The sequence below is a fragment of the Novosphingobium sp. genome, assembly GCF_025351285.1.
GTDB lineage: Bacteria > Pseudomonadota > Alphaproteobacteria > Sphingomonadales > Sphingomonadaceae > Novosphingobium.
The window spans coordinates 12,344-32,845 of sequence record NZ_JANXWG010000086.1; the positions used below are offsets into that span (position 1 = coordinate 12,344).

24 protein-coding genes and 1 pseudogene are annotated in these 20,502 nt (G+C 64.3%); 18 read left to right on the top strand and 7 right to left on the bottom strand.

The features are described 5' to 3' along the window. Positions 1–17 precede the first annotated feature (17 nt). Positions 18–893: a hypothetical protein gene (locus Q0R16_RS10360; protein WP_295635816.1), complete on the top strand. Its 876-nt coding sequence runs from the start codon at positions 18–20 to the stop codon at positions 891–893. Positions 894–895: 2 nt separating this feature from the next. Here Q0R16_RS10360 and Q0R16_RS10365 read toward each other — a convergent pair whose 3' ends face one another. Further along, positions 896–1,135, bottom strand: a complete 240-nt coding sequence (locus tag Q0R16_RS10365; RefSeq protein WP_295635817.1) for a DUF6471 domain-containing protein — start codon at positions 1,133–1,135, stop codon at positions 896–898. 99 nt (positions 1,136–1,234) lie between these two features. On the opposite strand from Q0R16_RS10365, the gene Q0R16_RS10370 reads away from it, so the two are divergent. Beyond that, positions 1,235–2,194, top strand: a complete 960-nt coding sequence (locus tag Q0R16_RS10370; protein ID WP_295635818.1) for an IS1595 family transposase — start codon at positions 1,235–1,237, stop codon at positions 2,192–2,194. Positions 2,195–2,399: 205 nt separating this feature from the next. Then, positions 2,400–3,230 carry a KilA-N domain-containing protein gene (locus Q0R16_RS10375; protein ID WP_295635819.1) on the top strand — a complete coding sequence of 277 codons (831 nt, stop codon included), beginning with the start codon at positions 2,400–2,402 and terminating at the stop codon, positions 3,228–3,230. Positions 3,231–3,285: 55 nt separating this feature from the next. Here Q0R16_RS10375 and Q0R16_RS10380 read toward each other — a convergent pair whose 3' ends face one another. After that, complete coding sequence (locus tag Q0R16_RS10380) at positions 3,286–3,699, bottom strand: hypothetical protein (protein WP_295635820.1); 414 nt, start codon at positions 3,697–3,699, stop codon at positions 3,286–3,288. Positions 3,700–3,779: 80 nt separating this feature from the next. Here Q0R16_RS10380 and Q0R16_RS10385 point away from each other — a divergent pair. Continuing rightward, positions 3,780–4,385, top strand: a pseudogene (locus Q0R16_RS10385) (ATP-binding protein); the annotation flags it as partial. Positions 4,386–4,388: 3 nt separating this feature from the next. On the opposite strand, the gene Q0R16_RS10390 reads toward Q0R16_RS10385, so the two are convergent. The 3 genes from Q0R16_RS10390 to Q0R16_RS10400 all read right to left on the bottom strand — a co-directional run bounded on the left by Q0R16_RS10390 (position 4,389) and on the right by Q0R16_RS10400 (position 8,275). Beyond that, positions 4,389–5,186, bottom strand: a complete 798-nt coding sequence (locus tag Q0R16_RS10390; protein WP_295635821.1) for a LytTR family DNA-binding domain-containing protein — start codon at positions 5,184–5,186, stop codon at positions 4,389–4,391. Then, positions 5,176–6,654 (bottom strand): histidine kinase, encoded by a 1,479-nt coding sequence (locus Q0R16_RS10395; RefSeq protein ID WP_295635822.1) that lies wholly within the window; start codon positions 6,652–6,654, stop codon positions 5,176–5,178. Before Q0R16_RS10395 ends, Q0R16_RS10390 begins: the two co-directional genes overlap by 11 nt. Before the next feature lie 103 nt (positions 6,655–6,757). After that, positions 6,758–8,275 carry a fumarate hydratase gene (locus Q0R16_RS10400; RefSeq protein ID WP_295635836.1) on the bottom strand — a complete coding sequence of 506 codons (1,518 nt, stop codon included), beginning with the start codon at positions 8,273–8,275 and terminating at the stop codon, positions 6,758–6,760. Between the two features lie 234 nt (positions 8,276–8,509). On the opposite strand from Q0R16_RS10400, the gene Q0R16_RS10405 reads away from it, so the two are divergent. The 7 genes from Q0R16_RS10405 to Q0R16_RS10435 all read left to right on the top strand — a co-directional run bounded on the left by Q0R16_RS10405 (position 8,510) and on the right by Q0R16_RS10435 (position 16,247). After that, entirely contained in the window at positions 8,510–9,226 is a 717-nt protein-coding gene (locus tag Q0R16_RS10405; protein WP_295635823.1) for a protein-L-isoaspartate O-methyltransferase, read from the top strand. Positions 9,227–9,279: 53 nt separating this feature from the next. Beyond that, entirely contained in the window at positions 9,280–10,719 is a 1,440-nt protein-coding gene (locus Q0R16_RS10410; protein WP_295635837.1) for a TolC family outer membrane protein, read from the top strand. A gap of 97 nt (positions 10,720–10,816) precedes the next feature. Beyond that, positions 10,817–11,380, top strand: a complete 564-nt coding sequence (locus Q0R16_RS10415; protein WP_295635838.1) for a DUF2497 domain-containing protein — start codon at positions 10,817–10,819, stop codon at positions 11,378–11,380. A gap of 68 nt (positions 11,381–11,448) precedes the next feature. Beyond that, positions 11,449–13,623 (top strand): S9 family peptidase, encoded by a 2,175-nt coding sequence (locus tag Q0R16_RS10420; RefSeq protein WP_295635824.1) that lies wholly within the window; start codon positions 11,449–11,451, stop codon positions 13,621–13,623. Beyond that, positions 13,620–15,431, top strand: coding sequence for an acyclic terpene utilization AtuA family protein (locus Q0R16_RS10425; protein ID WP_295635825.1), 1,812 nt, complete (start codon positions 13,620–13,622; stop codon positions 15,429–15,431). Before Q0R16_RS10420 ends, Q0R16_RS10425 begins: the two co-directional genes overlap by 4 nt. 4 nt (positions 15,432–15,435) lie before the next feature. Continuing rightward, a complete protein-coding gene (locus Q0R16_RS10430; protein ID WP_295635826.1) occupies positions 15,436–15,867 on the top strand; it encodes an acyl-CoA thioesterase in 432 nt (143 codons plus the stop codon). Next, positions 15,864–16,247, top strand: a complete 384-nt coding sequence (locus Q0R16_RS10435) for a (2Fe-2S) ferredoxin domain-containing protein (protein ID WP_295635827.1) — start codon at positions 15,864–15,866, stop codon at positions 16,245–16,247. The genes Q0R16_RS10430 and Q0R16_RS10435 overlap by 4 nt, the downstream gene beginning before the upstream one ends. Before the next feature lie 4 nt (positions 16,248–16,251). Here the strand turns inward: Q0R16_RS10435 and Q0R16_RS10440 are convergent, their stop codons facing one another. Then, positions 16,252–16,545: a hypothetical protein gene (locus tag Q0R16_RS10440; RefSeq protein WP_295635828.1), complete on the bottom strand. Its 294-nt coding sequence runs from the start codon at positions 16,543–16,545 to the stop codon at positions 16,252–16,254. A gap of 184 nt (positions 16,546–16,729) precedes the next feature. Here Q0R16_RS10440 and Q0R16_RS10445 point away from each other — a divergent pair, with 184 nt between their 5' ends. The 6 genes from Q0R16_RS10445 to Q0R16_RS10470 all read left to right on the top strand — a co-directional run bounded on the left by Q0R16_RS10445 (position 16,730) and on the right by Q0R16_RS10470 (position 19,851). Further along, a complete protein-coding gene (locus tag Q0R16_RS10445; protein WP_295635829.1) occupies positions 16,730–17,161 on the top strand; it encodes a CBS domain-containing protein in 432 nt (143 codons plus the stop codon). Between the two features lie 51 nt (positions 17,162–17,212). Continuing rightward, positions 17,213–17,551: an iron-sulfur cluster insertion protein ErpA gene (gene erpA, locus Q0R16_RS10450; RefSeq protein WP_295635830.1), complete on the top strand. Its 339-nt coding sequence runs from the start codon at positions 17,213–17,215 to the stop codon at positions 17,549–17,551. Between the two features lie 55 nt (positions 17,552–17,606). Continuing rightward, entirely contained in the window at positions 17,607–18,380 is a 774-nt protein-coding gene (gene xth / locus Q0R16_RS10455; RefSeq protein WP_295635831.1) for an exodeoxyribonuclease III, read from the top strand. Positions 18,381–18,501: 121 nt separating this feature from the next. Continuing rightward, positions 18,502–18,648, top strand: a complete 147-nt coding sequence (locus Q0R16_RS10460) for a hypothetical protein (RefSeq protein ID WP_295635832.1) — start codon at positions 18,502–18,504, stop codon at positions 18,646–18,648. After that, positions 18,645–19,337, top strand: coding sequence for a peptide-methionine (S)-S-oxide reductase MsrA (gene msrA, locus Q0R16_RS10465; protein ID WP_295635833.1), 693 nt, complete (start codon positions 18,645–18,647; stop codon positions 19,335–19,337). Before Q0R16_RS10460 ends, msrA begins: the two co-directional genes overlap by 4 nt. A gap of 40 nt (positions 19,338–19,377) precedes the next feature. Beyond that, positions 19,378–19,851 (top strand): transcriptional repressor, encoded by a 474-nt coding sequence (locus tag Q0R16_RS10470; protein WP_295635834.1) that lies wholly within the window; start codon positions 19,378–19,380, stop codon positions 19,849–19,851. 6 nt (positions 19,852–19,857) lie between these two features. On the opposite strand, the gene Q0R16_RS10475 is transcribed toward Q0R16_RS10470, so the two are convergent. Next, complete coding sequence (locus tag Q0R16_RS10475; protein WP_295635835.1) at positions 19,858–20,244, bottom strand: VOC family protein; 387 nt, start codon at positions 20,242–20,244, stop codon at positions 19,858–19,860. A gap of 90 nt (positions 20,245–20,334) precedes the next feature. On the opposite strand from Q0R16_RS10475, the gene Q0R16_RS10480 reads away from it, so the two are divergent. Then, positions 20,335–20,502, top strand: a 168-nt coding sequence (locus Q0R16_RS10480; RefSeq protein ID WP_295635839.1) for a 1-deoxy-D-xylulose-5-phosphate synthase N-terminal domain-containing protein, incomplete at its 3' end; no start/stop codon positions are given.

Below are 20,502 nucleotides of genomic sequence, written 5' to 3' on the forward strand. Positions count from 1 at the left end.
AACTAGGAGTTCGGAGCGTGTGGAATTTTATCCTCTTGGCCCTCTATGTAAGTTCCTGCGGGAACACGTTGCATGGTGAACTGGCCCCCGCCAACTCCGCCGACCCCATAGATGGTCGCATAGAAGTTGGCGCTGTCCTCAACTTGGTTGCCGAAAATGTCGAAAGACCGCCAGAATATGCGGAGATAGACCATAAGGCCGTCCTCGGGGCTGGCGCAGACAGCGCCATATTCAGCGTCATCCATCGGCCAATTGATGTGGGTGCGGATTTGCTGTTCTTCGCCCCCGCCGGGAGCGAGATCGACGCCCCTGTAACCTCTCGGCCCCCAAGGGAAGAGTCGGGATTTTCTGTCCTCTTCGGCCCCACGAACTCTATAAGTGAGCAACGGCTGCCACTCCCAATCATGCGCAGTGAACGATCCGGCATTGCGAGTGATGAGGATGACGCTTGGACTTCGCACTCCCTCTTCAAACTCAATGATGGCGTTTTCAATTGCGACGTGGGGGCGGACAGTCGCTGCGTTCATGCGCCGCGTTTCGTCCAAAGAATCTTTGCTGGCCTGAGCGCCCCTCTCCGCCTCTTTGACGGCCCCGAACGCAGCCTTGGTGGCAAGGGCGGAGAATACCAAGGACGCTACCAGGCCGCACGCCTGCAACCAGCCAATGAGAATTTGCCGGTGGGCGTCGCGAGCCTGATCTATGGCCGCCTGAGCCGCTATAGCATCGCATGGCAGCTTGGGCTGGTCGGTGCCTTCGCAGTCCTTACTTGGGGCCTGATCGGCTTTGGCCTGTGGCGTTGGGATGGAGGTCGGCGCGGGCTTGGCTACGCCGCCGTTGGCCTCACTTTGCTTTGTCTCTTCGGCGCCGTGATGGTTCTCAGTAGCCCCGGCTAGAATCAGCCATCCGAAAGTCGCAAGGACGAACAGCCGATAGCCTCTAGGCATTGGATCAAGAAAACCGCTGTGAATTTGCCACGGCTGAGCTTGTTCCTGATATTCGGCTCCGAGTCCATGACGCCAATGTCTGCCAGCTTCCCGACAAGCTGGGCATAGGTCACGTTCTTGCGCTTCAACTCGGCTTTGAGCAGCGACTTCACGCCCTCTTCCCATTCCCGATCGGTCTTACGTTCCTGCACTGTCTGCTCCTACGATGCGAAATGTCATCATATAGAGTGCATTTGCCATTGACAAGGATGCAATACGTCATCATACCGAGTGCATAAGCACTGGAAACGATGACAATGCAACACTTCCTCCTCTCCGCCGCCGCCCGCACACTGAGCCTGAAGGCTGTGTTCCGCATGGGCGAAGACAAGGCATATCGCACGTTCTGCGAAATGCGCTGGCCTGAGAATGACGGCGAAGCGATCTGCCCGCGCTGTGGCTGCACCGAGTCGTATGGCATCGCCACACGCCGCAAGTTCAAGTGCGTTGCCTGCCTTCACCAGTTCAGCGTCACCAGCGGCACGATCTTCGCCTCGCGTAAGATGAGCTTTACCGATCTGCTCGCGGCAATCGTGATCTTTGTGAACGGCGCCAAGGGCATTGCAGCGCTGCAATTGAGCCGCGATCTGGACTGCCAATACAAGACAGCGTTCGTTCTCACGCACAAGCTGCGCGAGGCGATGGCCCGCGAGGATGAAGGCCGCAAGCTGGCGGGCGAAGTCGAAGTGGACGGCGCATACTTCGGCGGTCACGTTCGCCCGGCCAACAACAAGAGCAACCGCCGCGATCGTCGCCTTGCCATCAACCAGAACGGCAAACGCCAGGTTGTCGTTGTCGGCCGCGAGCGTGACGGCCAGTCGCTCACCACCGTTGCTCGCTCGGAAGCCAAGGGCGGACAGGTGGTCGCCGCGACAATCCACCACATGTCCACGGTTCACGCCGACGAAGCATCGCACTGGGATGACCTGCACGCCAAGTTTGACACGCGCCGGATCAACCACAGCGTGAACTACTCAAACGGCTACGCTTGCACCAACCAAGCCGAGTCGTTTTTCTCGCGCCTTCGTCGGATGGAGATCGGCACGCACCACCACATCGCCGGGCCATATCTCGCCGCCTACGCCAGCGAGGCTTCGTTCCGTGAGGATAACCGCCGCGTCGATAACGGTGGGTTGGCGGCGATGGTTGGCGGTGCGGCTATGGAGTCGCCTGTGTCGCGCCAGTGGAAGGGCTACTGGCAGCGGGGGTGACGTTTTTTGGGGATTAACGCCCCGTCAACCTTCCCCAGCCCCGCGACTCGCCTTAAACAGCAAAGTCCCACCGAGCCACTCGGGCTGGTGGGACTTTGTGTAACTAAGGGCTGGCAGGCCCTCAGCCGTGTGTTCAACGCCTCTATGAACCATAGTGACGACTCGGTCAAGATGCCCTGCCAGCCTGTGAATAAGGCTGTTGAAAATGACCATCGAAGTGCATCCTCAGAAGGCGCTTGTCCCTCATACACACCAAGGTGCCCTCATCCTTCAGCGCCAGGTTGATGGGTACATCAACGCCACGGCTATGTGCAAAGCCGCCGGCAAAGAATGGGCGAACTACAACCAAAACGCTGCAACTACGGCATTTCTCACAGCGCTGCAGGGGTCCCTTGGAATTCCAAGGGACCATATCGTCCAGTCGATTATCACTGGACCGAACGAAGCCAGGGGGACTTGGGTCCACCCACAAGTCGCCGTGCACTTGGCGCAATGGCTTTCGGCCGACTTTGCCGTCAAGGTTAGCCAATGGATCATTGAATGGATGACGGGCAAACACCCGTCCGATCGGATCTGGCGACAGTTTGAGGACCGTGTATCGCTGGTCTACGACAACGTCCCGGTCGGCTATTTTTGCGTATTCGGCCAAATAGCTGATCTGTTCGCTTCAATGATTTCCAACGGCGCTGATTTTGGCACTCGCGTTATCCTCGATCTCAGCGTTGGAGGGTGCTGGGGTGCGCACTGGAGCAACATGAAGCTCGAACAGACATTCGGCGCTCGCATTAAATTCCCGCACTATTACCCCGACTATTTCCCTCAATCGTATTCAAATCCCCAAGATGCCTGGTGCTATCATGAGGACGCCATACCGACCTTTAAAAGGTGGCTTCGAGATGTGTATGTTCCTACAAAAATGCCTCTATACCTTAAAGGACTAGTATCCCAAAAGAAGCTTCCCGCTCAGATTGCCAACAATGCGCTAGCCGCACTGGCGCAACGTGAAGCAAATCGAGCAGTATCCAAAACATCCTAACCAAAATGTGCGGGGCTTCGGCCCCGCACAACTTGCGCCTTGCCCTTCGTTGGCTCTATCGCGCCATTGCCCATAGCTGAAATGCGCCGGGCCCCGGTGAGGACGCCACCAACCCCCGCTCCCGCAAGTTCCTGAGCGCCGCCCCAATCCGCTTCTGCATGGCCTTCGCCAGCACCTTGTCGTTCGCGTTCAACTCGCGCTCGGCCATCAGGCGGATGGTGATCGCCTTGCCGTCCATAGCGCCGTCTGCGCGCAGCATGGCGAGGATCGCGCGGGATACTTGCCCCTTGAACGCATGGTGGCGCGGTGGCAGCGGCTTGGGCTTGATCTCGTCCAGTTCGATGTCGGGATCGAACAGCCGTAGCGTGGCGTCCACGTGGTCCAGGTCGATCATGGCCTCGCGTAGCTGGTCCTGTAGCGCGTCGATCCGCCCTGCCAGTTCGCCCCGCTTGCCCCGAAGGGCGCTCACAACGTGTAGGTCTGCCATACGTTGCGTTTAGTCATCGCGGGCGATTACAACTAGCGTTGCGTTGGTGCTTTTGCTACATAATGCCGGAATTCCAGCGAGTCGCACTCGATTCGTTGCGCCAGCCGCTCGAAACCGGGGTGATCAGTGTCGCCCGGGCCAATGCCCACGTGACGTTCCCGGCGCGAGTCCAACTGATCGCGGCGATGAACCCGTGCCGTTGCGGGCACCTGGGTGATGCCGCGCTGGCCTGCAGCCGCGCGCCGCGCTGCGCCGCCGATTACCAGAGCCGGGTTTCGGGCCCGCTGCTCGACCGCATCGATCTCCACGTCGAAGTCGATCCGGTCAGCGCGCGCGACCTGGCGCTGCCGCCGCCGAGCGAGGGATCGGAGCAAGTCGCGCTGCGCGTCGCCCGCGCCCGCGCGGTCCAGTCGAAACGGCTCGAAGGAACCGGCCAACGCAGCAATGCCGAACTCGACGGGCCCACGCTCGAAGCCTTCGCGACCCCCGATGCTTCGGCGCAGGCGCTGCTTCTGCAAGCCGCCGATGCCATGAAACTGACCGCGCGCGGCTATACCCGCATCCTGCGTGTTTCGCGCACGATCGCCGATCTGGCGAGTGCGGAACAGATTGCGCGGGTCCACATGGCGGAAGCGCTCAGCTATCGGCGCCGTCCACCGCGCGCCTGAGGCTTACCGCCCCGCCATCGCCTTTACCCGCGCCAGATACGTCCGCCCGATCCGCACTGCCTCACCGTCGACCAGTTCGACCGACCACACGCCCAGGCCGTCATGGCGCAAACCGGCGATGCGATCGCGGCGCACGATCGTGGAGCGATGGAGGCGGATGAAACGCTCAGGGTCGAGCCGCGATTCGAGACCGGCGATGGTGTGGAGCATCAGGTAACTGCGCCCTGCGGTATGCAGGCGCACATAATCGCGATCGGCATCGATCCGGTCGAGGTCGATCGTGGCCAGCCGCACGAGTTCGGAACGATGCGGCACCCACAGTTCTTCCAGCCACTGGCTGACGGGCGCAGCTTCGCCCGTTGCTGCGATGGCGGGCTGCGATCGGCGGGCGAGTGCGCGATTGACCGCGCGCCCAACTGCTCTGCCAAGCCGGTCGGGCGAAACGGGCTTGAGCACGTAGTCGACCGCGTCGAGATCGAACGCGTCGACCGCGAAGTCTTCGTGCGCGGTCACGAAGATGACTGACGGGCGGTGGCCGGAAGCGACCGCCGCGGCGGCCAGTTGCCGTGCGACACCGAGCCCGTCGACTTCGGGCATGGTCATGTCGAGCAGGACGAGATCGGGGGTCAGCGCTTCGATCAGCCGCAACGCAGCCGCGCCATCGCTGGCGGTGCCGATGACCGAAAGCGCCGGCAATCGAGCGCACAGGATCTGGAGGCGTTCGACTGCAAGCGGCTCGTCGTCGACGATCAGCGTGCGCAGCGGGGTCTGGTCGGACGGCAAGTTCGGTTCAGCAGGCATTGCGCACCAGGGGCAGGGTCAGGATTGAGGCGTAGCCACCCGCAGGCAGCGCGCCGCATTGCAAGTGTGCACCGTTGCCGAAGCGGGCTTCGAGCCGCAAGCGAACATTGGCGAGCCCGATGCCGGTGCCGGGCGTTGCCGCACCGGCCACGGCGCTCGCACCGGCACCATCATCGGCCACGGTCAGGACCAGCAGGCTGCCCGCCTCGCGCGCGCTGATCCGCACGGTAACGGGGTGACGGCTGGGCGAAACCGCGTACCGGATCGAGTTTTCGACCAGTGGCTGGAGGATCATGCCCGGCACGCACGCGGTTTCCAGCCCGGCGGGAATATCGAACTCGGTCACCAGCCGTTCGGGAAAGCGCACGGCTTCGATGTCGAGGTAGTGGCGCTGGAGCGCAATCTCGTCGGCCAGCGGCAGATCGGCGGTGGGATCGGCGGCCAGGCTGTGGCGATAGAACCGCGCGATCGACTGGATCATGCGCTCGGCCTCGTCCGCGCGGCCTACCATGACGAGCGCCGACAGCGAATTGAGCGTGTTGAACAGGAAGTGCGGATTGACCTGGTAGCGCAAGCTGCGCAGTTCGGCCGCCTTGGCCGCGCGGCGGTATTGGCCCTCGCGGCGTTCGGCCACGCGCGCCTGCTCGGCATTGCCCAGCGCAAGATAAAGCGCCGCCCACGCCACCAGCAGGAAATAGCGGCTGAGCACGACATCGGTCAGGATTTGCCATTTCGCCTCGCCGCTGTCGTATGTGACGTGCGCCGGAAGCGCGGCGGGCGCCATGACATGAACCGTCGACGCGGGTACGGGCGGGGCCGGAATGGCGGGAACTGCCGGTGGGGCTGGCGCCGCCTGGGTCTGGCCGCCGGCCGACCGGGCTTCGCGCATGGCGGCAAGAGTTCGCTCGGAGGCTTCGCGCGCGGCTTCGGCGGCTTCGCGCTGCGCCTCGGCGGCTTGGCGTTGCGCCTCTGCGGCAATGCGCAGTGCCTCGGCCCGCGCGGCCGGACCATCCATCAGCATATTTCCGCCGTCGTTGTGGATGATCGTGACCGGACCGGTGTTTCCCGCCTTGGCCTGTGCTGCCGCCTCTTTCGCCATCTGGCGCGCTTCGATTGGTTCGAACACCTTCTGGTTGACCAGCGCCAGCAGCAGCGCGGCGGGCAGCATCACCACCAGCGCGGCGATCGCGCGCACGGTCAGGCTGTGGCGGTCGAACCGTGCGATTACCGGCCAGGCCAGCGTGGTCACCGCGATCCCGGCCAGCGTGACCACTGCGCGCCGCCACAGCATCTCGCCCAGATCGCTGGTGTCGTTGAACAACAGGCTGCGCAGCGTGACCAGCACGTAATAGAGCAGCCACATTGCGCTGGCCGAAAGCAGCACGAGCCGCGGCGGAACGCGGGCGATATCCGAGGTAGCATCATCCGCCGGCGGCTGGATCGCAGGCGAGTCCTTGATTTGGTCCATCGACCGACCCTAGCGCGCGGGCAGGGCCAACCGCCAGCCGCGCCGGTCGGCGCGGATTGGCGGTTGGTCGAACAGATGGCGTCGAATCAGCCGATTCGCGCCATCACGCTCCTTCAAGCAGGTGTTCTTCCGCTATCTTCTTCTTCCAGATCATCGGCGCCAGTTCGTGGACGTTGTTGCCTTCCGAATCGACCGCGACCGTCACCGGCATGTCCTTGACGGTGAATTCGTAGATCGCCTCCATGCCAAGGTCCTCGAAGCCGACGACTTTGGCTTCCTTGATCGCGCGCGCCACCAGGTAAGCCGCGCCGCCGACCGCCATCAGGTAAGCCACCTTGTGCTTGGCGATTTCCTTGACCGCGCCTTGCCCGCGCTCGGCCTTGCCGATCATCGCCAGCAGCCCGAGTTCGAGCATCGTGTCGGTGAACTTGTCCATGCGCGTGGCGGTGGTGGGGCCGGCCGGGCCGACCACTTCGCCGATCACCGGATCGACCGGGCCGACGTAATAGATCGCGCGGCCGCGGAATTCGACCGGCAGTTGCTCACCCTTGGCCAGCATATCCTGGATGCGCTTGTGCGCGGCATCGCGCCCGGTCAGCATCTTGCCGTTGAGCAGCAGGCGGTCACCCTGCTTCCAGCTTTGCACGATTTCGGGGGTGAGGTTGTCGAGATCGACCTTTTTCGCGGCCGCATCGGGTGCCCATTCCACCTTGGGCCATGCGTCGAGGTCGGGGGTTTCGAGGAAGCTCGGCCCCGATCCGTCGAGCGAGAAGTGCGCGTGACGGGTGGCGGCGCAATTGGGGATCATCGCCACCGGCTTGCCCGCGGCGTGGCACGGCCAGTCGGCGATCTTGACGTCGAGGATGGTCGAAAGCCCGCCCAGCCCTTGCGCGCCGATCCCCAGCGAGTTGACCTTGTCGTAGATCTCCACGCGCATCTTCTCGATATCGGTCTGCGGGCCCCGGGCCTTCAGTTCGCCCATGTCGATCGGGTCCATCAGGCTTTGCTTGGCGAGCTTCACGCAATGTTCGGCGGTGCCGCCGATGCCGATGCCGAGCATCCCCGGCGGGCACCAGCCGGCGCCCATCTGCGGCAGCATTTCGAGCACCCAGTCGACGATCGAATCGCTGGGGTTCATCATCTTGAACTTGGACTTGTTCTCGCTGCCGCCGCCCTTGGCGGCAACGTCGACATGGACGTGGTGGCCCTTGACCATCTCGACTGACAGCACGCACGGGGTGTTGTCGCGCGTGTTGCGGCGGGTGAACGCGGGATCGGCCAGGATCGAGGCGCGCAGCTTGTTCTCGGGGTTGAGGTAGGCGCGGCGCACGCCCTCATCGACCACGTCCTGCAAGGTCTTGTCGGATTCGAGCCGGCAATCCTGCCCCCACTTGATGAACACGTTGACGATGCCGGTGTCCTGGCAGATCGGGCGGTGGCCTTCGGCGCACATCCGGCTGTTGGTGAGGATCTGCGCGATCGCGTCCTTGGCCGCCGGGCCTTGTTCGGCCTCGTAAGCCACGCCCAGCGCGCGGATGTAGTCCATCGGGTGGAAGTAGCTGATGTACTGGAGCGCGTCGGCCACGCTCTCGATCAGGTCTTCCTCACGGATCGTCACCATTTCGCCCACGGCGGCCTGCCTCCTGCCAAAGTGAATGAAGCCTGTTGCGAGATTGTCGCATCGCTCGCCCAATAGCTCCGCTGCGGTGTCTAACGTCGCCGTGCCGATCATGCAAAGCGCTTGGCGGTTCGGAGGCGATAATCTACATGCCGCCCCGATGTTGGCTTGTCGTGGTGTGTTGCTGGTGCAATACAGAAATGCGAATGCGCCGCTCGAGACGCCAGTGAGGGATCAATGAGTTTGGTGGAAGAACGGCTGGCCCCGGCAGATGCACGGCGCGCCATGCCAGATGCACGGCGCGCCATGCCAGAAGCGCGACGCGCCATGATCGACAGCCAGTTGCGCACCAGCGGTGTCAATGCGCTCGCTGTGCTGAACGCCTTCAACACCGTTGCGCGCGAAACCTTCGTGAGCGCGGACCGCCGCGCGGTGGCATATGCCGATCGGGCCGTGCCTTTGGACGGAGCACGCGTGCTGGCGCCTGCGGTAACGCATGGCCAGATGCTTGAAGCCGCGGCCACGCGCACTGAAGATCGCGCGCTGCTGATTGGTGGCGGCACCGGATACCTGGCGGCATTGCTGATGCAATTGGTCGGCTCGCTGACGGTGGTCGAGGACGATGCCGCACTGCTGGCAGCCACGCCCGAACGCAGTGGCGAATGGCACGAAGGCCCGCTCACGGCGGGCTGGGCGGCTGCGGCACCCTATTCGCTGATCGTGATCGACGGCGCGATCGAGCAACTGCCACAGGCGATTGCCGATCAACTTGCGCCCGATGGCCGGATCATCACCGGCTTGATCCAACGCGGCGTGGCGCGGCTGGCCGAAGGGCGCAAGTCGGGCGGGGCTGGGCCGAATGGGGCAGGTGGAGGCGTCGCTTTCGCCGCGCTGGGCGAGGCGGATTTCGCAGTCCTTGCCGCATTTGCGGCCGAGAAGAAGTGGAGCTTCTGACCTTGACGCGCCGCAGTCGTGTATTCCTGGCGCGAGGCGCTGCCGTCATCGCGGTGCTCGCGCAAGCGGCGGTGGTTCCGGCCTTTGCCGATGATCTGCGCGATGCGCTGGTCAACGCCTACAAGTCCAACCCAACGCTCGAAGCCGCACGCGCCAACCAGCGCGCGGTCGATGAAGGCGTACCGATCGCGCGATCGGCCGGGCTGCCCTCGCTCAGCGGCACCAACACGTACACCGAGTTCGTGAAGAAGAGCGCCAACAGCTTCACCTCGCCCGATCGCGATTTCGATGCGCAGGCGAACCTGAGCGTGCCGCTTTATTCGGGTGGGGCCGTGCGAAACTCGCTTCAGGCGGCCCAAACGCGCGTGAACGCGGGCAAAGATGATTTGCGGTCGACCGAAAGTTCGGTGTTCACGCAAACCGTCGCGGCCTATCTCGACGTGATCGCCAACGAAGCAGTGGTCGGGCTCAACCAGAAGAATGTCGACGTGCTCGTGGTCAACTACAAGGCGACCAGCGACCAGTTCGAAATCGGCAACCTGACCCGCACCGATGTCGCGCAATCCAATTCCCGCCTCGCACTGGCGCGCGGCAACTTGCGCGGCGCCGAGGCCAATCTCGTGTCGGCGCGCGAAAAGTACATCCAGATCGTCGGCAAGGCGCCGGGTGATCTGGCGCCCCCGCCCCCGCTCCCGCTGCTGCCTGCCAGTCCCGACGAAGCCGTTGCCATCGCGTTGCAGAACAACCCCGACCTGCTTGCAGCCCAGTTGCGCAGCAAGGCGGCGGGCTATGACGTGAAGGTTGCGGGCGCGGGCCGGTTGCCCAAGGTCAGCGCGTTCGGCGGGGTGGACTACACCAACTTCATCGGCACGCTGGGCGGCAGTTCGGTGCCGGCGGGCACGTTCACGCAAAAACAGACGACCGGGCAAGTGGGCGTGCGCGCGTCGATCCCGATCTTTCAGGGCGGTCTGCCCGCGGCGCAGCAGCGCCAGGCGCAAGCCCGCGAAAGTCAGACGCTCGAACAGGAAATCGGCGTTGAACGGCAAGTGATCGCCGGGGTGCGCTCGGCCTATTCGTCATGGCGCTCGGCCACCGACGTGATCGCCACGTACCAGACCGCGGTCGATGCGGCCGCGCTCAGCCTCGAAGGCGTGCGCGCAGAACGCACCGTGGGCAACCGCACCGTGCTCGACATCCTCAACGCCGAACAGGAACTGCTCAACGCGCAAGTCCAGTTGGTGACCGCGCGGCGCAATGCCTATGTCGCCGGTTTCAACCTGATTTCGGCGATCGGCCGCGCCGAAGCGCGCGATCTGGGGCTCGATGCGCCGGGCGTGCTGGGCGGCCAGCTCTACGATCCGGATACCAACTACCGACGCGTCCACAACGCGATCTGGGACTGGTCGCGCGATCGCGAGCCGGTTGCGCAGTCGACCCGTACGGTTGACACACCCGCGCAAGATGCAAAAATTCGTGCCATACCCGGTCCATGAACCGGGGCCTTAGGCGATTCGTTGACTGGTCGGCTGGGGGAACCGGACGAAATCGCCGCTCGGTTGGGGAATTGGACTGATGGGGGAAACACTGCTTATGCGCCAGGCGGGCGAACCTTCGGTCGAGGAGATCCTCGAATCGATCAAGAAAGTGATCGCTCGCGATACGCGCGAAGAAGCGGCGCAACATCGCACCCAGCGTGAACGCACGATTCCCGCTGCGCCCTCGGTGGCCATGCCGCAACCGACGGTTCAACCCCAAGCCGCCGCCGAACCCAAGGTCGAAGAAAAGTCGGTCCTCGAACTGACCGACGCCCAAGGCCATGACGGGCCCGGCGCGTTTGATCGCGATGCCGAATCCGGTCGCGACGACGACGATCCGGACACCCAAGGAACTGCCGCGATGGACGAGGATTCCGCCAAGCCGCTCGTGGCAGAAACCGCCGTCGCCTCCATGCGCGAATCGCTGGCCGCGTTGGCGATGTTGTCGCAGCCGGGCGTCGCTCCGCAGATCGTGCGTTCGGGTGAAACCTCGCTCGAAGGCCTGACTCGCGATTTGCTGCGGCCGATGCTGGCGCAATGGCTCGAAAGCAACCTGCCCGCGATGGTCGAACGGCTGGTGGCGGTCGAAATCGCGCGGATCGCCGGCAAGAAGGGCTGATCCCGCTCGGCAATCGGTCCTCTTCGATTGCCATTGCGTTCGGCCCGCCAGCGATTAACGCTGCGCGCATGACCGTATCCAAGATCACCCCCATCGCCGCGCTTGCGCTCGCCGCACTGTCCCACTCCGTCCAGGCCAAGACCGATACCGGGCCCGCCGCGCCGATGAGCGCGGAAGACCTGATCACGCTCGAACGGCTGGGCGGCAGCGCGGTATCGCCCGATGGCAAGCTGGTGGTGTGGCAGCAGACTCACACCGATCCGCTGACTTATGCCCGCACCCGTGCGCTTTACGCCCGGCCGCTCGATGGTCGGCAGGCCACCCCGATCAAACTCGAATACGATGGTGACGTGTCCGATCCGGCCTTCGCCCCCGATGGCACGCTGTACTTCCTCGCCGGCGCCAAGGCGCCGGGCGCCGCGACCGACGCCGCCAAGACCATGCAATCGTGGTCGGTGAAGCTCGATGCACGCGGTGCGGCGGTTGGCGCGCCGGTGCCGGCCAGCCAGTTCAAGACCGATGCTGGCGGGTTCAAGATCGCGCCCGATGGCAAGCACATCGCGGTGTGGGGCGAAGTGGGCCGCGCGTGCGCGACGTTCGGCGGTTGTGCCGACGATGGCGATACCTCGCATCCTGGCCCGGGAAGCGGCCGCCTGTTCCGCAATGGCACCGGCTTCGTGCGCCACTGGGATAGCTGGTCGACGCCGGGCAAGTACAACCGCGTATTCGCGTTCGATCTCGATGCGCAAGGCCGCGTTGTGGGCGCCGGACGCGCGCTTGATGGCGATCCTGCCAGCGGCGGGCTTGTCGGCGATGCGCCCACCAAACCGTTCGGCGATGGCGGAGAGATCGGCTGGAGCGCCGACAGCAAGTCGGTGGTTTTCACCGCGAGGCTGGCGGATGCGCAAGAGCCCACTTCGACCAACCTCGACTTGTGGTGGGCGCCGATCGACGGTTCGCCTCCGCGCAACCTGACCGTGGCCAACAAGGCGACCGACAACACCCCCGCGCTGTCGCCCGATGGCAAGTGGCTGGCGTGGACCGCGATGGCGCGCCCGCGCTACGAGGCGGACCGGCTGGTGGTGTGGCTGCGCAATCTTGCCAGCGGAGAGACCCGCGCGCTGACGCAAGGCTGGGACCGTTCGCCGACGTCGCTGGCGTGGAGCCGCGATTCGAAATCGTTGCTGGCCACGGCCGAAGACGTGCTCGATACGCCGGTTTTCCGCATCGATGCCACGAGCGGTGCGGTCACCCGGCTGACGTTCTTCCCGGGCCGAGAGGGCAATATCGGCGATGTCACCGTGCTCGCCGATGGGCGGTTGGTGTTCAAGCGCGATTCGATCGAAGCCCCGGCTGAGCTTTACGTGGCGAAGATCGGCGTAAAGCCGCAGCGATTGACCGATCTCGATGCCAGCCGGCTGGCCGCGCTGGCACCGATCGTCACGCGCCGCTTCAGCTTCAAGGGCGCGGGCGGCGATACCGTGTGGGGGCAGATCACGAAGTTGGCCGTTTCTCGGCCAGCCAGTTCGGGCAAGCTGCCGGCGATCCTTTACGTGCACGGCGGACCGCAAGGTTCGTTCAACGATGCCTGGTCCAACCGCTGGAATCCACGCGTAGTCGCGAGCCAAGGTTATGCGGTGGTGTCGGTCGATTTCCACGGATCCACCGGTTACGGACAGGCCTTCACCGATGCGATCCGCAACGATTGGGGCGGCAAGCCGCTGGAAGATCTCAAGCTGGGCTTTGCGGCGGCGGGTGCGCTCGATCCGGCGGTCGATACCGGCAATGCCTGCGCGATGGGCGCCAGCTACGGCGGCTACATGATGAACTGGATCGAAGGCCAGTGGGCCGACAAGTTCAAGTGCATCGTCCAGCACGACGGCGTTTTCGATGCCCGCGCAATGGCTTACGAGACCGAGGAACTTTGGTTCGATGAATGGGAACATGGCGGCCGCACGTATTATGAGGACCCGGCCGCGTTCGAGAAATGGAACCCGGTCAATCACGTAGACAAGTGGCGCACGCCGATGCTGGTAATCACCAGTGAGAAGGATTTCCGCATCCCCTACACGCAAGGGCTGGCCGCGTTCACCGCGGCGCAGCGGCGCGGGGTGCCGAGCGAACTGCTGGTATTCCCCGATGAAAACCATTGGGTGCTCAAGCCCAAGAACTCGCTACAATGGCATCGCACCGTGTTTGCATGGCTGTCGAAGTGGCTCCACACCGCAGACGCCACCAAGTGAGCGAAAAAGTGGTGCGCATCGGCGGCGGTTGCGCGTTCTATGGCGATAGCTCGGTAGCGCCGGCGCAGTTGATGAAGGCGGGGATCGATTACCTCGCGCTCGATTACCTGGCCGAAGCGACGATGCCGCTGCTGGGCATGATGCGGCAGGCCCGTGCCGATTCGGGCTACGCGCTCGATTTCACCGAATGGGTGTGGAAGGACAACCTGCGGCTGATCCGCGAGACCGGCACGCGAATCGTCACCAACGCCGGTGGGGTCAATCCCCAAGCCTGCGCCGCACGGATGGCGGCGATCGCGGCTGAGGCGGGGCTCAGTTTCAAGATCGCGGTGATCGAGGGCGACGAGATGATCGGCCGCCTGCCCGAACTGGCCGCAGAAGGCGGCGAGATGTTCACCGGCGCGCCGTTTCCGCCGCAGGACAAGATCGTCACCGCCAACGCCTATCTCGGCGCGACGCCTATCGCACGCGCGCTGGCGATGGGCGCCGACGTGGTAATCACCGGCCGCGTGGTCGATTCGGCGCTGACGCTCGGGCCATTGATTCACGAATTCGGCTGGGGTGCGGACGATCTCGATCAGCTCGCCTCGGGCAGCCTGGCGGGGCATGTGATCGAATGCGGCGCGCAAGGATCGGGCGGGCTGTTCACCGATTGGGAGCAAGTGCCCGACTGGGCGCATATCGGCTACCCGATCGTCGAATGCGAAGTCGATGGCAGCTTTGTGGTAACCAAGCCCGAAGGCACCGGCGGGCTGGTCTCTGTGCCGGTGGTGGCCGAGCAGGTGCTGTATGAAGTCGGCGATCCGCAAGCCTACATGCTGCCCGACGTGACGTGCGATTTCACCGCGTTGAAGCTGGAGCAAGCGGGCGAGCACCGCGTGCGCGTATCGGGCTGCATCGGCCATGCTCCGTCCGGCCGCTACAAGGTCTCGCTCAGTTGGAAGGATGGCTTGCGCTGCTTTGCGCATATGCCGATCGTGGGCCGCGATGCCGCGCGCAAGGGCCAGCGCCAGAGCGAAGCCGTGCTGACGCGGGTCGAGGAAATGCTGCGCGAACGCAACCTCGCGCCATTCCGCGCCAAACGGATCGAACTGCTCGGCGCCGAGGCAAGCTATGGCGCGAACGCGCGTGGCAGCGATACGCGCGAAGTGGTGTGCCGCGTGGGCGTGGAGCACGAGGACGCCGCGGCAATGGCCTGCTTCATCCGCGAATTCGATTCGCCGACGACCTCGATGGCGGTCGGCACCACCGGCTGGTTCGGCGGCCGGCCCGAAGTGCGCCCGGTGCTGCGGGTATTCTCGACCACGGTGGAGCGCGGCGCGGTGCCAGTGACGATCACGCTGGGTGATGCCAGCGAAACGACGGCCGTGCCCGATCCTTCGACGCGATTCGACACCGCCGCACTGGTCCGGCCCGAAGCGGGTGCGGCCACCGTGGCCACCGATCCGGTCGAAGTTTCGCTGATCGATCTCGCCTGGGCGCGATCGGGCGACAAGGGCGATGCCTTCAACGTCGGCGTGATCGCGCGGCGGCCAGAATATCTGCCGTATTTGCGCGCCGCACTGACCGAACCCGCGCTGCGCCAATGGTTTGCGCATGAATTCGAAGGCGGCGCGCATCCCGAAGTGCGCCGCTACGAAGTGCCCGGGCTGAACGCGCTCAACTTCCATTTCCTCGATGCGCTCGGCGGCGGACAGATGGCGAGCCTCAGGCTGGACCCGCTGGCCAAGGGCAAGGCGCAGCAGTTGCTCGACATGCCCATCGCTATCCCGATGGCATTGCTGCCCACCATCCGTCGCGGGACCTGATCCGATGGCCAAGCCCGATCCGGCGCTGCGCGATGGCGCGCGCTATCGTTTTCGCCACGAGATCACCTCGCGGTTTTCCGACATGGATTCGAACCGGCATATCAACAACGTCGCGATCGCAACGATGCTCGAGGATGCCCGCGTGCGCTTCGGCCAGGCAACCGGCATCAACGAAGTGATGGACGGCGGCTTGCGGCCGATGGTGGCGAGCGTGGGGATCGAATACCTGGCGCAAGGCCATTTCCCGCACCCGGTCAGCGCCTTCGTCGCGACCGAGGACGTCGGCCGCAGCAGTTGGCGCGTGGTGCAGTTCCTCGCGCAGGAAGGCCAGCCGATCTCGTTTGCGCGTTCGGTCCTGGTTTGCACAGACGGGCTGCGCTCGGCGCCGATGCCGCAGGCGTTCCGGGATTCGCTGATGGAATGGGCGCTGAAATGACCGACCCGACAACCATCACCGAAGCCGAAACCGCGCTGGCGCTGCTGGGCGGCTTTCGCATGCAGCGGCACATTTTCCTCTGCGCCGATGCCGAAAAGCCCAAGTGCTGCCCCAACGAAGTCGCGCTTGAAGCGTGGAACTTCCTCAAGCGCCGGCTGGGCGAATTGAAGCTGGGCGGGCCGCAGGGGGTGATGCGCAACAAGGTCGGCTGCTTGCGCGTGTGTTTGGCCGGGCCGGTGGCGGTGGTCTATTCTCCGCAAGAACCGGGCGGGGTCTGGTACCATTCGGCGCTGCCACCGGTGCTCGAACGGATCATCCAGGAGCATCTGATCGGCGGCGTTCCCGTTGAGGAATTTCGGCTGAACCCGCCTGCACCCTGACACTCTACCAGTCGTGCAGGTCTTTCAGCGGGTCTTCGATCGATTCGTCGTGGCCGGTGCCGCTCGACAGGAACACCAGCCCCATCAGCGCCGACATCAGCATCATCGTCAGCGTGATGCCCAGGAACGCGGCGATGAAGAAGTGGATCGAAACCATCCCGACCGATCCGTAAAGGTAAGTGTCAGCCGCCGCGGCCGTCAGCATGCTGGCCAGCAGCATCCACTTCAGCAGCCGGCGGTAATGCGCCCAGGCGTGCGTGGCGTTGTGGGGATCATCGAGCGGCGAAGGCGCAGTCATCCTTCCCAGATGCGCGCGGTTGGTGACGGCCGCAATCCCGTTTGCCTGCCCATTATGGCATATTGCGACGAACGCTTTTGCATGGGCGCAAAATTTGGCATGATCGCCGCGAACGACATCGCCCTTGCGGGCCGATGCCAGCCAAAGGGTTTAGACGCCAGCGATACCACAAGGGAGGATGCCGATGACGATTTCCAGGCTGATCGCCGGTCGCGGAAGCGATGTGTGGAAATGTCACGCCGATGACACCGTGGCCGAAGCGGTGGCGGTGCTCGCGACCAAACGCATCGGTGCCTTGCCGGTCGAAGATCATGGCGAGCCGGTGGCGGGCATCTTCTCCGAACGCGATGTGCTGTATTGCCTGAAAGCGCACGGCGCCGCGGCGCTGGCGATGAAAGTGCGCGACGTGATGACCGCGCCGGCGATTTCGATCGAACCCGACATGCCCGTGCTGCACGCGCTGTCGCTGATGACGCGGCGGCGGATCCGGCATCTGCCGGTGGTGGCCGACGGGAAAATGCTTGGCTTCGTTTCGATCGGGGACCTGGTGAAGTACCGCATCGACGGTATCGAGGCCGAAGCAGAAGCGATGCGCGAATACATCCAGTCGGCGTGATTCGCGTGTGCGGCGCTTGAGAGTGGACGGGCGAGCGCCTATCTTCCCGGCATGACCGAAACAGCCCCACAGATCACGCTTGCCCCCAGCGCCGCCGCGCGCGTCGCGGTGATCGCGGCCAAGCAGGCCAAACCGGCCATGTTGCGGCTGTCGGTCGAAGGCGGCGGCTGTTCTGGCTTCCAGTACCAGTTCGGCCTCGCCGACCGGCCCGAAGCCGATGACACCGTCGCCGAAACCGATGGCGTGAAGCTGCTGGTCGATCCGATGAGCCTCGATCTGGTCGCGGGCAGCACCGTGGAATTCGTCGAATCGCTTGGCGGCGCGGCGTTCAAGGTGACCAATCCGCAGGCTACGGCGGGTTGTGGTTGCGGTTCCAGCTTCGCAGTGTAACCGGCCGGCGAGTCCCGCCGAATAGCCTGCATTCCCAACCTGCCGGACCAGTTCCATGAAAATCGCCAGTTTCAACATCAACGGCATCAAGGCGCGGCTGCCGCGCCTGCTCGAATGGCTTGAGGAAACCCGCCCTGCGGTTGCCTGCCTGCAGGAAATCAAGACGCAGGACGAAGGCTTTCCCGCCGCCGAATTCGAAAAGATCGGCTACCACGCCATCTGGCACGGCCAGAAGGGTTCCAACGGCGTCGCGATCCTGGCCGATGGCGCAAAACCAGTCGAAATCCAGCGCGGGCTGGCCGGCGAACCCGAGGATGAGCATTCGCGCTACCTTGAGGCCGAAGTTTTCGGGGTGCGCGTGGTGTGCATCTACCTGCCCAACGGCAACCCGCAGCCCGGCCCCAAGTTCGATTACAAGCTGCGCTGGATGGAGCGATTGCGCGCGCGAATGGCTGAGATCAGCGCCGAGGAAGTGCCCGCGGTGGTGATCGGCGATTACAACGTGATCCCCGAGGACAAGGACACGTCCTCGGTCCGCGCGATGGAAACCGATGCGCTGATGCAGCCCGAATCGCGCGATGCCTGGCGCCGGCTGGTCAACGATGGCTGGACCGACGCGTTGGACCTGCATCACCCGCGCGGGCACTGCTGGACGTATTGGGATTACCAGGCGGGCGCCTGGCAGCGCGATCACGGCTTTCGCATCGATCATGCGCTGCTCTCGCCCGAACTGGCCGACAAGTTGGTGGCGGCGGGCGTCGACAAGGACCATCGCGGGCGGGAAAAAGCTTCGGACCATGCCCCGGTGTGGGTGCGCTTCGCTGCCTGAGCGGTTCCGAGTGCCCACCAAGTGATCCCGTGCACAGTTTGCTGGTGACCGCGTTCACTGCGGGCTCAGCGCGAATCATTTAAACCCGCAAATGCCAATCAAGTGAGACAAGGAACCGGCCATGCGCCTCTTCAAATCAGACCTTTACCGCTCGTTCGCGATCGGATTCCTGATCGGCACCGCCGGCCTGGTGGCGACGATGGGCGTCGAAGCGCGCGCGCAGATCGCGGCATCGGCCACCCATACCGTTGGAGCACAGACCCGATGACCAAGACCATTTCCCGCCTCGGCCTCGCCTTGCTGGCGGCAGGCGCAACCGTCGGCTTCGGCATGCAGGGCTCGCCCGCGCTGGCCGAAGGCGCGGTGGCGACACCCGCCGCCGTGATCAAGGCCAGTGAAACCCCCGGGCTCAAGACCGCGGTATTCGCGGGCGGTTGCTTCTGGGGCGTCGAAGCGGTGTTCAGCCATATGAAGGGCGTAACCAGCGCGGTTTCGGGCTTCGATGGCGGCAACGCGTCGACCGCTACTTATGAACGCGTGTCCGACGGCGACACCGGCCATGCGGAAGCAGTGAAGGTCACGTATGATCCCAGGATCGTACGTTATGACGAATTGCTGCGCGTGTTCTTCGCGGTCGTTACCGATCCGACCGAACTGAACCGCCAAGGCCCCGATTCGGGCACGCAGTACCGCAATGCGCTGTTCCCGCAGAGCCCCGAACAGAACCGCGTGGCGGCGGCTTACCTGGCGCAGCTCAAGGTTCTGAACCCGTGGCATCGACCGATCGTCACGCGGGTCGAATCCGGCCGTCCGTTCTATGCGGCCGAGGGCTACCATCAGGATTTCGCGGCGCACAATCCCGATCATCCCTACATCACGCGGTGGGACTTGCCCAAAGTGGCGGCGCTGAAGCGGATGTTCCCGCAATACTGGAAAGCCGATTTCACCCGCGGCTGAGCATTTGCGCGGAGGTGCCACTGCGCCTATTGCGGCAGGCATGGCATCGCTTCACGAACATGCGCATCACGATCTCAGCGGGGCGCACCTGGTCTCGGCCGCACACGAAGCGCTCGAGGCGCAGGGCGAGTTGTGGACCGAGATGCGCGCCGACGTGTTCGCGGCGCTTGTCGCCTGCGAACGCCCGGCGTCGGCTTACGACATTGCCGAAAGCGTGGGCAAGGCACGCGAAAAGCGCGTGGCGGCCAACAGCGTCTATCGCATCCTCGACTTGTTCGTGCGGACCAATCTGGCGCGCCGGGTGGAGAGCGCCAACGCCTACCTCGCCAACCCGCACCCCGGCTGCCTTCACGATTGCATCTTCCTGATCTGCGATGCCTGCGGCCAGGCGACGCACATCGATGATGACAGGCTTACCGGCGCGCTTCGGGATGCAGCGAGCACCGCCGGCTTTGCCGAGGTGCGCCCGGTTGTCGAATTGCGCGGACTGTGCGGGGCTTGCTCGAACGACTGAACAGCTTCAGCCAAACTGTGTGAGGCTCAGCAGGTTGCCATCGGGATCGGTGAACCACGCGACCGAGGCACCACCACCGGGCGAACTCCAGACGCCGTCTGCATCCTGCCCGTATCCGTCATAGACCTTGAACGCCACGCCCTTGGCCGTCAGCGCACGGACCGTCGTTTTGATGTCCGAAACATGCCAGCCGAGCACGGTGTAGCCGGTGGCGCTATGATGCTCGACCGTGGTCAACCGCATCGGTGTGCGGTTGCCGAGATCGAAGGTGACGGCGTGCTCGTCCTCGCCCAGCAGCTTCAGCCCCAGCACATCGGCATAGAACGGCTTGGCGCGCGCGCGATCGGTGGTGGCAATGAAACAAAGCGGCGCGCTGGAGGCGGGCAAGGACATGGCGAACTCCGGGTTGTGTAACTCTCAGATCACACTAGCAGCGCTGCGCCTCAATCGACACCCCCGCGCGAAAAGTGTAATGGCCGTGACATGACAGTCACCCCAACTCCTGTTGTCGCCACCCCTTTGCTCGACCAGGTCGATGTTCCTGCGGACTTGCGCGCGTTCGATGCGGCGCAGTTGCGGCCTCTGGCGGATGAATTGCGCGGGGAGATGATCCGCGCTGTCGGCCAGACCGGGGGGCATCTGGGCTCTGGC